The organism is Burkholderia sp. EMB26, assembly GCF_024730645.1.
Taxonomy (GTDB): Bacteria; Pseudomonadota; Gammaproteobacteria; order Burkholderiales; family Burkholderiaceae; genus Burkholderia; species Burkholderia cenocepacia.
This window is the reverse complement of the sequence record NZ_CP078071.1, coordinates 55307-67645: the sequence shown is the minus strand read 5'-3', so window position 1 is coordinate 67645 and position 12339 is coordinate 55307. Positions and strand designations below refer to the sequence as shown.

The following is a 12339-nucleotide window of genomic DNA, read 5'->3' as shown; positions in this document are numbered from 1 at the left end:
GCCGCAGCACGCCAATTTCCGATTATTTGATCATGCTCATGCCGCAATGGCATTTCGATCCGGTCCGATTGAGTTCGTATGTTTTTGTTGCTACGATCGGCTGCGCCGGGCACGGCCCGATCGCGGCTGTGCCGCGCCGCACAAGGGTCCTGATGCAGTGCGCAATCGGCAATCGGCATTCGCGGGACCGTTTTCAATCGGCTGTAGCGCGTATCGGTTCGCGATTGCGTCCTGGCGCGAATACGGCTCCCGTTTCAGGTCATTTACCGGAGAGTTCGCGTGAGCCTGTTGAAAATCGCAGTCGAGCCGGCGCTGATCGGCGCCTTCCTCACCACGCACGAACAGGTCGACGTATTCCAGACCGATTTCACGAATATCGCGGCAATCGTCGTCGGAATCGATTCCGCGGAAAAGGTACTGAAAACCGTCGAAAGAACCGGTTTCGCGATTCCGTTCTTCGTCGCGGTCGAGCCCGACCAGGAAGTGCCGCCGTCGGTCCTGCCGAGCGCGAGCGGCGTGATCCAGCTTCGGCACGGCGGCCGCCATTACTACGGCCGGCAGATTTCCGCCGCCGCCGACATCTACAGCGAGAACCTGCTGCCGCCGTTCTTCAAGGTCATGCGCGAATACGTGCAGCGCGGCTACGTCGAATTCGACTGCCCGGGCCACCAGGGCGGCCAGTTCTTCTCGAATCATCCGCTCGGCCGGATGTTCTTCGATTTCTTCGGCGAAACGCTGTTTCGCGCGGACCTCTGCAACGCGGACGTGCGGCTCGGCGACCTGCTGATCCACGAAGGGCCCGCGCTGGAAGCGCAGCGCAACGCCGCGCGCATCTACAACGCGGACAAGACATACTTCGTGCTGAACGGCACGTCGACGTCGAACAAGGTCGTCACGAGCGCGCTGCTCGCGCCCGACGATCTCGTGCTGTTCGATCGCAACAACCACAAGTCGGTGCACCTCGGCGCGCTCGTGCTGTCCGGCGCGCGGCCGGTCTACCTCGAGACCGCGCGCAACGCGTGGGGCCTCATCGGCGGCGTCGACAGCGCGGCGCTCGGCGAGGCGCGCATTCGCGACGCGATCCGCGACGTCGCGCCCGAGCGCGCCGACCTGCCGCGCCCGTTCCGGCTCGCGGTGATCCAGCTGGGCACCTACGACGGCACGATCTACAACGCGCGCGAAATCGTCGACCGGATCGGCCATCTGTGCGACTACATCCTGTTCGATTCGGCGTGGGTCGGCTACGAACAGTTCATCCCGATGATGCAGGACTGCTCGCCGCTGATGCTGACGCTCGGCCCCGACGATCCCGGCATCTTCGTCACGCAATCGGTGCACAAGCAGCAGGCCGGCTTCTCGCAGACGTCGCAGATCCACAAGAAGGACAGCCACATCGAGGGCCAGAAGCGCTTCTGCGATCACCGGCGCTTCAACAACGCGTACATGATCCACGCGTCGACGAGCCCGTTCTACCCGATGTTCGCGGCGCTCGACGTCAACGCGCAGATGCACGCGGGCCCGGCCGGCAAGCGCCTGTGGCGCGACTGCGTCGCGCACGGCGTCGACGCGCGCAAGCTGCTGCTGAAAACCTGCCGCCAGATCCGCCCGTTCGTCCCGCAGCAGGTCGACGGCCGCCCGTGGGCCGACCATCCGACCGAGCAGATCGTCGACGACCTGCGCTTCTTCCGCTTCCATCCGGCCGACACGTGGCACGGCTTCGATGGCTATGCGGACAACCAGTATTTCGTCGATCCGTGCAAGCTGCTGCTGACGACGCCCGGCATCGATCGCGACACGCACGAATACGCGGCGTTCGGCGCGCCGGCGCCGATTCTCGCGCGCTACCTGCGCGAGCACGGCGTCGTGCCCGAGAAGGCCGACCTGTACACGATCCTGTTCCTGCTCACGCCATCGGAGAGTTTCGGCAAGCTGCAGCATCTGGTCGCGCACCTCGCGCAGTTCGAGCGCCATCTCGACCAGGACACGCCGCTGCGCGAAGCGATTCCGTCGCTGTGCGAAGCGTATCCGGAGCTGTACGGCACGATGCGCCTGCGGCAGCTGTGCCAGCGCATGCACGACTTCTACCGCAGCCACGACATGAAGCATCTGCAGAAACAGATGTTCCGGCGCGCGCAGTTCCCGAAGCAGGCGATGCTGCCGCAGGCCGCGAATGCCGAGCTGATCCGCAACAACGTCGAACTCGTGACGCTCGACCGCATCGAAGGCCGGATCGCGACCGAAGGCGCGCTGCCCTACCCGCCGGGCATCTTCTGCGTGGTGCCGGGCGAAGTGTGGGGCGGCCCGGCGCTCGACTACTTCCGCGCGCTCGAAGCCGGGATCAACGCGCTGCCGGGCTTCGAGCCGGAAATCCAGGGCGTGTACCTGCAGACGAAGCCGGACGGCACCAAGCAGGCATCGGCGTACGTGGTCGCGGCCGGCGCGGACGCGTCGCGCATGTAGGTCCGGTGGGCGGCTGCACGCCGCCCGCCGTCTGTTCCGGAGACGACCGCCCGGCGCCGCGACGGCCGCGCACCGGCACTTGCGCATGGTCCGACCGTGCGGTACCGCCCTCCTTTCCGGGATAACCGAAGCCTCGCCTCGAAACCCATCCGTCGATTCGATCCGATGCGGCCCCGCCCCTGCCCGGCGCCGTCGCATCGCGCGTACAGGAGGGGTTTGCGTTGGACGTTCGCGTGTATCTGCTGGCCGCCGCCGTGTTCCTGGCCGGCGTTGCCGAAAACATCTGCGTCGGTATCCTGCCGGCGATCTCCGCCGGCCTTCACGTGTCGATCGCCGCTGCCGGACAGCTCACCACGATATTCTCCGCCGTGTTCGCGCTCGCCGCGCTCGTGGCCGCCTCGTTCGTCGCACGGGTCGAACGGCGCACCGTGCTGCTCGCGGCGCTCGGCGCGTTCGCGGCCGCGAACCTGGGCGCCGCCGCGAGCCCCCGCTATGCGAGCCTGTTTGCCGCGCGCGTGCTGATGGCCGCGAGCTGCGCGACGCTGATCCTCGTCGCGACGCGCTTCGCGGCCGAACTCGCGCCGGCGTCGCAACGCGGCCGCGCGATCGGCATCGTGTTCATGGGGATCAGCGCGTCGCTCGTGCTCGGCGTGCCGATCGGGATGCGCATCACCGAATGGGCCGGCTGGCGCGCGATGTTCGTGTCGATCGCGATGCCGGCGCTGCCGCTCGGAATCTGGCTCGCCCGCCGGCTGCCGCGCATGGCGCCTGCCGCGGCCCGCGCCTCCGGCGTGCCGTCGTATCGCGCCGTGCTGGCGCGGCCGCGGCTGCTCGCCGCGCAATGCGTATCGATCGCGATGATCGGCGGGCATTTCACGCTGTTCGCGTATCTCACGCCATATCTGCAGGCCGTGCTGTCGCCCGGCGCGGCCGCGCTCGAAGGGCTGTACGTCGCGTTCGGGATGGCCGGCGTGACCGGCGCGTGGCTCGGCGGGCTCTTCTCGGATCGGCTCGGCGCTTCGCGCGCGCTGTGCGCATGCCCGGCCGTGTTTCTCGTCGCGATGGCCGTGCTACCGGCGGCCGGTGCGTCGCCGCTCGCATTCGTGCCGGCAATGATGCTGTGGGGCGGCATCAGCTGGTCGATCTCGCCGATCGTGCAGAACTATCTGATCCACACCGCGCCGTCGCTGGCCGACGCGAGCGTCGGCATCAACGTGTCGGCGATGCATGCGGGCGTCGCGCTCGGGTCGGCGTTCGGCGGCGTACTGGTCGGACGCAATGCACTGCTCGTTACACCGTGGGCCGGCTGCGTGCTGGTGGCCGTCGCGCTGGCATGCGCATGGGTCGCGGCACGGCCCGCGCGGCAAACCGTGCGCGCGTCGTGAATCGTGCCGGGCGATGTGCTGCACCGCCCACCGTCTCACCACGCCTGCCGGTAAATCTCCAGCGCGTCTGCTTCAGTCACCTCGCGCGGATTGTTCACGAGCAGGCGCGTCTGCAACATCGCGTCCGACGCCATCCTCGGCAGATCGGCCTCGCCGATGCCGACTTCGCGCAGCGTGCGCGGAATGCCCGTCGCGACGATCAGCCGGTCGATCTCGGCGATCAGCGCATGCGTTTTCGCCTCGTCACTGCCGGTGGCCGACGGCGCGACGATGGCTGCCAGTTCCGCATACAGCGGCGCGGCGGCCGGCGCATTGAAGCGCAGCACGTGCGGCAGCACCAGCGCGTTCGACAGCCCGTGCGGCACGTGGAAGATCCCGCCGACCGGATAGGCCAGCGCGTGCACGGCCGCGACCGGCGCATTCGCGAACGCCTGCCCCGCGAACATCGCGCCGACCAGCATCGCTTCGCGCGCGTGCCGGTTCCGGCCGTCGTCGCACGCGGCAAGCAGGTTGCGCGACAGCAGCGTCAGCGCGTGCGTGGCCAGCATGTCGGAGACCGGATTCTTCAGCCGTGCGGACGTATACGCCTCGATCGCATGCACCATCGCGTCGATGCCGGTGGCGGCCGTCGCCGCGCGCGGCAGGCCGAGCGTGAGTTCCGCGTCGAGGATCGCGACGTCCGCGAACAGATGCGGCGACACGACGCCCATCTTGCGCGCCTCGCCGACCGTGACGATCGACACCGCCGTGACCTCGGAACCGGTGCCGGCCGTGGTCGGCATCTGCACGAGCGGCAGCCGCGCGCTCGCGACCTTGTCGACGCCGTACATGTCGGCCAGCGCCTGCTGACCCGGCGCGAGCACCGCGATCAGCTTCGCGACGTCCATCGACGAGCCGCCGCCCAGGCCGAGCACGATCTCGGCATCGGCCGCGACGGCCCGCTCGGTCGCGTCCAGCACCACGTGCTCGGGCGGATCGGCGATCACGTCGTCGATCACGGTGACCTGCCAGCCGTGCGCGGCGAGGCTCTCCAGCGCGGGCGCGAGCACGCCGCTGCGATGCAGGAACGCATCGGTGACGACGCACAGCCGCGCGAGCGCCGGAAAGCGTTCGCGCAACAGCGCGCCGAGCCGGCGCGCGGCGCCGAATTCGACGATCTGCGTCGGCACGGTACGGAATTGAAACGGATTCATCGGGTACCTCCCGGTGGCGTCGCCGTGCCGGTGTCCGGCTGCACCATGTAGCGCGACACGTCGCGGCGATCGAGCAACGGCATGATCGCCCCGATTCCGATCCGCTGAAAATGCGGCGTTTCCCGATGTGCGTCGAGGCCGTCCGCATCGCGGTAGCGCTCGAGGATCACGATGTGGTCGGGGTGCTCCGGCGACCGGAAATACGCGTAGTCGAGGTTCTTGGGCTCGGCGCGCGTGGCCGGCGCGAGTTCCGCGAGCAGTTCGACCACGCGGTCGCCGTTGCCGGGTTTTGCGAAGTAATGCGCGATCACCTGCAGATAGGGTTCGTTCATGCTGGGCTCCAGGTTCGACACAAGCCCGTCACGCCGACGGGTCGAAATTCCACCACGCGCTGTCGCTCGTCGATACCGCGACCGCGCCGTGCCGCCGCGCGCTGCGCACGTCGTCCGCGTTGCCGACGAATCCGGACGCGACGATCGGCGGCAGCGCCTGCCGGTCGGCTTCGCTCAGGTGCGCGAGCATCGGCGCCGGCATCAGCTGCACCAGGTTCGGATCGCTCTGCTCGATCGCCTTCACGCTGCGCGGCCACGTCGAACGGTCGGTCACGAACACCTTCTGCATCGTGATCAGCCCCGCGCGGTTCGCGCGCTGGATCGTCGCGACGCGCGTCGACACGACGCTCGCGACACCGATATCGGCCAGATACTCGACGCCGCCCTTGTCCTGGGACAGCCCGTCGCAACTGTCGATGTTGACGATCACGAACTTGCCGGCCCGGGCGAGCGCCGCGACCACCGCCTGCAAGCGCCGCAGGTCGACGTTCGCGACGATGCCGACCTCGGCCGCGCTGTCGACGAAGCTGTCGGCCTGCTCGACACCGTACAGCGTGGCGATGACGGGATGACGGGCGAGACGCGCGCCCAGCGACTTGTCCATGACGTTTACCGGTCGACGTGCGGGCCGGTCTCGTCGCCGAGACCGAGCTTGCCGGGGTTGAGGATATGCTTCGGGTCGAGCGCGCGCTTCACCGCCCGCAGCACCGGAAACGCGGTGCCCAGCGAATCGCGCATGTACGGCGCACGCAACAGCCCGACACCGTGGTGATGGCTCAACGCCGCATTGTATTGGATCAGCACCGCGTTCGCCGCGTCCCACGCCGCGCGATACCACGCGGCCCGCTCGGCCACCGCGACGTCGCCGCGCAGCGAGAAATACAGGCACGCGCCGTCCGCGTACGCATGCGACTGGTGCGCGGACCCGGCCAGCGTGCCCGGCACCGCCTGCAACGCGGCCACCACGTCGCGATAGATCGCCGCGAGGTCGCGCCAGCGGCCGCACATTTCCAGCGTGTCGGCGACGAAGCCCGGGCTGCGCTTGAAGCCTTCCGCGCTCTTGCCGGTCAGGTAGCGGGTGTCGAGCCACTTCTCGAAGATCGCGTCGCCATCGAGCTTGTGCCCGCTCGCGTCGCCGACGCGCGCGCCGATCGCCATCGCCGCATCGACCATCTCCGGCGCGCCCTCGTCGGCGATCAGCAACACGTTCGTATCGGGCAGGCCGAACTGCACGCCGCTCTCGAGCGCGTCGTAGAGCCGAAGCGCCGCCGGATTCGCGCCGCGCTGCAGGATCTCGCGGCACGCGTCGAGGCCGGCCGCGAACGTGTCGAAACCGTACGCGAGCGCACGGCCGTAGTCCGGCAGCCGATGCAGTTTCAGGCGCGCACGCACGATGATGCCGAGCGTGCCTTCGCTGCCGATGAACAACTGCTGCAGATCCGGGCCGACCGCCGCGCGCGAATACCCGCCCAGCGTGACGAGGCTGCCGTCCGCGAGCACCACGTCCATGCCGAACACCATGTCCTCGATCTTGCCGTAGCGCGTCGACAGTTGCCCCGCGCCGCGGCACGCGATCCAGCCGCCCACCGTGCTGATCCCGAACGACGACGGCCAGTGCCCCATCGTCAGCCCGTGCTCGCGCTGCAGCGTGGCCTCGAATACGTCGCCGAACATGCCGGCTTCGACGTCGACGATCTGGCTCTCGGCGTCGACGCCGACCAGCCGGTTCAACCCGCACACGTCGAGCACGATGCCGCCGCGCACCGGCAGCGCCGCACCCGTCACGTTGCTGCGGCCGGCCGACGCCGTGACCGGCAGCGTCGCCGCGTGTGCGATGCGCATCACGGCCTGCACCTGCTCGACCGTCGACACGCGCACGACGACCGCGTGCGGCGTCGCGGGCCGGCCGCCCGTCTCCGCGACCATCGACGCGGCCCACCAGTCGCGCGTCCACGCGACGACGTCGGCCGGCTGCACGAGCACCTCGTCGGCCACCGCGCGCAGCGCGTCGACCTGCTGCGGCGATACCGTGACCGGCGCCCGCTGCATGCCGGCCTCGACAGGCGCGCCGCCTGTCGCGGGCAGGTTCAGTGCGTAGGGCGGCGGCGTATGCGCGCCGACGACGTAGTTGCCGCGGTTGTAGCCGCGCTTGATGGCTTCCTTGCTGATCATCCGTTTTCTCCGATGAGGATGGCTTTTTCGAGTGCGACGGCGGCGACGTAGTCGCGCACCTGGCTGGCGACGGCCGCGTCGGACAAGCCGAGCTCCGCCTGAAGGATGGCGCCGACGCGCGGCGCGGCGCGTGCCGACGCGTCGCGCGCCATCAGCCGCGCGCGGGTGCGGCGCGACAGCACGTCGTCGACGCTGCGCGCGAATTCGTGGCGTACCGCATAGAGCACTTCCGCTTCGCTGTACGGCAGCCCTTCGACGATCGGCGCGAGCAGCGACGGCGTCGCATCGGCGAGGTCGCCGACGAAGCGCGCCTCGGTGCCGTAGCGTTCGCCGAGATGCGCGGCGAGCCCGCCCGATGCGACGATCGCCTGCGGGTCGTAGCCGGCCGCCCCGAGCAGGTACGCCGATTTCGTGCGGCAGCGCGTGCGGCGGCCGAGCAGCTTGCCGACCGTATCGATGGTCTGCTCGGCCATGTGCCGCGACGTCGTCAGCTTGCCGCCGACGATCGTCACGAGGCCGTCCGGCGCGACATGGATCTCGTGATTGCGTTTCATCTCGATCGTCTTGCCGCCGGGCGGCCCGACGAGCGGCCGGCATCCGGCGATGCTGCCGACCACGTCGTCCGCGCTCAGGTCGACTTTCAACGCGGAGCGCGCGCCTTCCAGCAGGAAATCGAGTTCCTGCCGCGTGCAGTGCACGTCGTCGAGATCGCCGTCGTAGTCCTCGTCGGTCGTGCCGAGATACGACACGTTGCCCCAGCGCGTGATCGTCGCGCGGCGGTTGCGGCCCGGCACGGGGATCGTCACCGTGCAGTCGTTGCGGATCTTCAGCCACGGAATCGCGACGTGCACGCCCTTCGCAGGCCGCACTTGCAATCCAGATGCGTCGCCCTTGCGTGCCCCGGTCCAGTCGCGCAGCCACACGCCGGTCGCCATCACCACCACGCGTGCCCGCACGCGCCGCTCGCGGCCGTCGGCGTGCACGATCGCGCCGTCGACCTTGCCGTGGCCGTCGCGCGTCAGTTCCACCACGCGTGCATGATTCGCCACCGCCGCGCCATGGAAGGCGGCCGTGCGCACGAGGTTCAGCGTCAGGCGCGCATCGTCGACGCGCGCGTCGAAGTACAGGAAGCCGCCCGTCAGGTAGGTTTCGTTGAAGGTCGGGCAATGCGACAACACCTCGGCCTTGGTCAGCTTCTGGTGCAGGATGCCCTCGCGCCAGCCGCCGGCGATGTCGTAGGTCCACAGCAGGCTTTCGAAGGCTTTCGCGAGACGCCGGTCGAACACGCCTTCGCGCTCCATCACCGGGAACAGGAACGGCAGCCGCTGCACGAGATGGCGCGCGTTGCGCCGCAACCGCTGCCGCTCGAGCAGCGAATGGCGCACGAGCCCGAGATTGCCCTGCTCGATGTAGCGCAGTCCGCCGTGCACCATCTTCGACGATTTCGACGACGTGCCCGACGCGAAATCGCTCTTCTCGACGAGCGCGACGCGCAGCCCGCGCAGGCTCGCGTCGAACGCCGCGTAAGCGCCCGTCACGCCGCCGCCGACGATCAGTACGTCGAACGTATCCGTCTCGAGTCGCGCCAGATGCTCGTCGCGGTTCACGCGTAGCGGCTCCGTGGCCGTCATGCCGGCCCGGTCCGTGCGGGGTTTTCTGGATGGCAAAAACATCATGCTGGTCGTTCTCCGTGCTTACGCATGAGCAAAATCGGCCGCGTGCGCGAGCTCGGACGCGATCCGCGCATGCCAGGCCGCGCGCCGCCGCTGCCGGCTGTCCGCATCGATCGACGGTTCGAAGACGGCGTCGGTGACGAGCGTCGCACGGGCCGCCTCGAGCGATTCCCACAGCAACCCCGACGCGCCCGCGAGAAACGCCGCGCCGCGCAGGCTCGCGCGATCGCCGTCGCGCATCCGGCGCACCGGCACGCCGCTCACGTCGGCCTGGATCTGCAGCAGCGTGTCGCTGCCCGCGAGGCCGCCGCCGACGATCAGCTCGGACACGCCGGCCCGCGCGACCGCCTCGTTCGCCTCCATGCACGACGCGACCGAATGCGCGATGCCTTCGAGTACCGCATGCGCGACCTCGGCCTGGGTCGTCGCGATCGAGATGCCGGACAGCAGCGCACGCGCGTTCGGCTCCATCCTCGGCACGCGCAGGCCGGTGAGCGCCGGCACGAAGGTCACGCCGCGCGCCGACCCCACGGTGCCAGCCAGCGCGCTGATCTGCGCGGGGTCGTCGAACCAGCGCAACTTTTCGCAGACCCAGCGCAACGCCGAGCCGGTCGTCGCGACGAAGGTTTCGAGCGAGTAATGCGACACGCCGCCGTGCCGCCGCGCGGTCATCGCCAGCGTGCCGTCGTGCGCGTGGCCGGGTTGCGCATGCGATCCGGCGTCGGGGCGCGCCGTCCCCGTCAGCAGGTCGACGAAGCTACCGGTGCCGTGCACGCACATCGCCTGGCCGCGCTCGACGCAGCCGAGGCCGACCGCGCCCGCGAACTGGTCGCCCGCGCACGCGAGGATCGGCACGTCGATGCCGAGCACGTCCGCGCGCGTGTGGCCGAACGCGTCGGCGTCCTCGCGCAGCGCCGGCAGCAGTTCGCGCGGAAAGCCGAGTGCGTCGAGCCACGGGTCGAAATAGCGATGCTCGCCGAGCAGGTACGCGCTGGCGGACGTCGCGTTGGTCGGCGTCGTCATGCACGCGCGTGCCTCGGACAGATGCCACAGCAGCCACGTGTCGATCGTGCCGAACGCGAGACGGCCGGCGCGATGCGCATCGGCCACCGCGCGCGACGTACGCAACTGGTGCACGGCCCACAGATACGGCGAGCGCACCCCCGCCGGCCGGCCGACCTGCGGCACCAGCACGCGGTCCCAGTCGGCCGCGAGACGGTCGAGCTCGGCCGCATGGCGCGTGTCCTGCCAGACCATCGCGGGCACGAGCGCGCGCCCGGTCCGCGTGTCCCACAGCACGGCGGTCGCACGCTGCGTCGCGAGCGCCAGCGCGACGATGCGCACGTGCTGTTGATGCGCCTGCGCGAGCGTCGCACGGCAGACGGCGAGCGTCTTGTCGAGGATCGCGTTCGCGTCCTGTTCGACGACGCCGGGCTGCGGGCTCTCGACCGACAGCGGCAGGTATTCCAGGCACGACACGTGGCCGCTCGCGTCGACGAGCGCGGCGCGCGTGCCGGACGTGCCTTCGTCGATCGCGAGAATGGCGTTTCGGGATTCGGTCATCGCTGCGTTTTCTCGATGGCGGGTTTCAGGAAGGCCGACGTGGCGCGGCCGTCGTCGCCGAAGTGCGGCGCGTCGGGTTCGTTGTCGGGATTGACGGTGGTGCGGGTCGGATCCCAGCGGATCGCGAAGCAGATCGCGCTGGCCACGCACGGCACGATCGCGAGGATCAGGAACGTGTGTTCGAGGCCGTAGCGCGCACGAAACAGCGGAAAGACCAGCAGGCCGAGCGCCGCGCCGATCGAGCCGAGCGCCCCGACGATGCCGTTCGCACCCGCGCGCAATTCGCCGCGAAACGACAGCGACGACAGGCTCTTGCCGTTCGCGCCGGGGCCGGCCGAGTGGAACAGGATGAACAGCGACGGCACGACCACCGACAGCCACAGCGGCATGCGCGCATGAAACAACCCGAGCGCAACCAGCATCACGCAGACCGCCGCGAAGCCGAACGCCGACGCGCGACGCAGCCCGACACGGCGGCCGACCGCCGACGACGAGAAGCCGCCGACGATCCCGAACAGGTTGAACACGAGCGCGCCGAGCGTCGCGTAGACGAAGTCCTTGCCGAACAGCGCCGCGCTGATCAGCGGCAGGTACCAGCCGATCGCGAAGTATTCGATCGACTGGCCGATCTGCACGGTCGCGGCCAGGATCGTGCGCGGCAGGTAGACGCCGCGAAAGATCAGCAGCACGTTCGCGAGGCCGCGCGTGGCCGGATTGACGATGGGAGTACGTTCATGCGCGGGCGCGGCGACGAATGGCTGCCCGTAGATGCGCGTCATCGCGCGCGCCGCCTCGTCGAGCCGCTCCTTGCGGGCGAGCCAGATCGGGCTTTCGACGAGGAATGCGCATTGCAGCGCGAGGATCGCGATGCCGAACACGGCGGTCGCCGCCACCGAGTAGCGCCAGATCGAATCGCCGACCTGCCAGGCATGAAACAGCAGCGCGAGCAGCAGGTTCAGGCACACGGCCGTGTACCACATGCCCTGCCAGGTATTGAGTCGGCTCTTCAGGCGGCCCGGCGTGAATTCCGCGAGCATCGCCATCGCGATCGCGAAGTCGATGCCGTACGCCATCCCGACGAAGAAGCGGCCCGCGAGAATCGTATTGAAATCGGGCGCGAACACCACCAGCAACGCGCCGATCACCGACAGCAGCTTCGCGGCGATCAGCGGCCGCACGCGGCCCCAGCGGTCGGCCATCCAGCCGCCGATCGGGTTGAACGCGATCGCGACCCACGACGCGAACGACGTCATCCATGCGACCTGTGCGGCCGACAGATGCAATTCGTGCGTCATCGGCCCGAGGCCGGCACTCAATGCCGAGTTGGAAAATGCGTCGAGAAACAGCCCGCCGAGCGACAGCCACCAGACGAGTCCCGCCCTGCCCGCGATACCGGGGCGCGTGTCGAGAAAGGAGATGACGTCTTCAATGCCATGAAGCTTGACCGCGATCGTTTGCACAATCGGCCTCCGTATATTTGTTCTGTAAGAGGCTCGACATTGCAGATGCGATCGACGCATGGAGAGACCATCTTACAGATAGTCTCTTATCTAGATCTGCC

Annotated in this window: 9 protein-coding genes; 2 read left to right on the top strand and 7 right to left on the bottom strand. The window is 69.0% G+C overall.

What is annotated here, in order from left to right; translation table 11 throughout:
• The first annotated feature begins 279 nt into the window (after positions 1-279).
• Entirely contained in the window at positions 280-2460 is a 2181-nt protein-coding gene (locus KU887_RS17080; RefSeq protein WP_212267198.1) for an ornithine decarboxylase, read from the top strand.
• A gap of 221 nt (positions 2461-2681) precedes the next feature.
• Complete coding sequence (locus tag KU887_RS17075) at positions 2682-3845, top strand: MFS transporter (protein WP_258256857.1); 1164 nt, start codon at positions 2682-2684, stop codon at positions 3843-3845.
• Between the two features lie 35 nt (positions 3846-3880).
• Here the strand turns inward: KU887_RS17075 and KU887_RS17070 are convergent, their stop codons facing one another.
• The 7 genes from KU887_RS17070 to KU887_RS17040 are packed head-to-tail and all read right to left on the bottom strand — an operon-like array spanning position 3881 to position 12238.
• Positions 3881-5038, bottom strand: a complete 1158-nt coding sequence (locus KU887_RS17070; RefSeq protein WP_006495922.1) for an iron-containing alcohol dehydrogenase — start codon at positions 5036-5038, stop codon at positions 3881-3883.
• A complete protein-coding gene (locus KU887_RS17065; protein ID WP_034202541.1) occupies positions 5035-5370 on the bottom strand; it encodes a putative quinol monooxygenase in 336 nt (111 codons plus the stop codon). Before KU887_RS17065 ends, KU887_RS17070 begins: the two co-directional genes overlap by 4 nt.
• 28 nt (positions 5371-5398) lie before the next feature.
• Positions 5399-5974: a glycerol-3-phosphate responsive antiterminator gene (locus tag KU887_RS17060; protein ID WP_006488888.1), complete on the bottom strand. Its 576-nt coding sequence runs from the start codon at positions 5972-5974 to the stop codon at positions 5399-5401.
• 5 nt (positions 5975-5979) lie between these two features.
• Entirely contained in the window at positions 5980-7542 is a 1563-nt protein-coding gene (locus KU887_RS17055; protein WP_258256854.1) for an FAD-binding oxidoreductase, read from the bottom strand.
• Positions 7539-9218 carry a glycerol-3-phosphate dehydrogenase/oxidase gene (locus KU887_RS17050; protein WP_006492899.1) on the bottom strand — a complete coding sequence of 560 codons (1680 nt, stop codon included), beginning with the start codon at positions 9216-9218 and terminating at the stop codon, positions 7539-7541. The genes KU887_RS17055 and KU887_RS17050 overlap by 4 nt, the downstream gene beginning before the upstream one ends.
• Positions 9219-9236: 18 nt before the next feature.
• A complete protein-coding gene (locus KU887_RS17045) occupies positions 9237-10778 on the bottom strand; it encodes an FGGY family carbohydrate kinase (protein WP_258256853.1) in 1542 nt (513 codons plus the stop codon).
• Positions 10775-12238, bottom strand: a complete 1464-nt coding sequence (locus KU887_RS17040; RefSeq protein WP_205672529.1) for an MFS transporter — start codon at positions 12236-12238, stop codon at positions 10775-10777. The genes KU887_RS17045 and KU887_RS17040 overlap by 4 nt, the downstream gene beginning before the upstream one ends.
• Between the last annotated feature and the right edge of the window lie 101 nt (positions 12239-12339).

Excerpts from the sequence above, each read along its gene's own strand:
- KU887_RS17070 (WP_006495922.1), bottom strand. The coding sequence starts at position 5,038 with ATGAATCCGTTTCAATTCCGTACCGTGCCGACGCAGATCGTCGAATTC.
- KU887_RS17065 (WP_034202541.1), bottom strand. The coding sequence starts at position 5,370 with ATGAACGAACCCTATCTGCAGGTGATCGCGCATTACTTCGCAAAACCC.
- KU887_RS17060 (WP_006488888.1), bottom strand. The coding sequence starts at position 5,974 with ATGGACAAGTCGCTGGGCGCGCGTCTCGCCCGTCATCCCGTCATCGCC.
- KU887_RS17055 (WP_258256854.1), bottom strand. The coding sequence starts at position 7,542 with ATGATCAGCAAGGAAGCCATCAAGCGCGGCTACAACCGCGGCAACTAC.
- KU887_RS17050 (WP_006492899.1), bottom strand. The coding sequence starts at position 9,218 with ATGATGTTTTTGCCATCCAGAAAACCCCGCACGGACCGGGCCGGCATG.
- KU887_RS17045 (WP_258256853.1), bottom strand. The coding sequence starts at position 10,778 with ATGACCGAATCCCGAAACGCCATTCTCGCGATCGACGAAGGCACGTCC.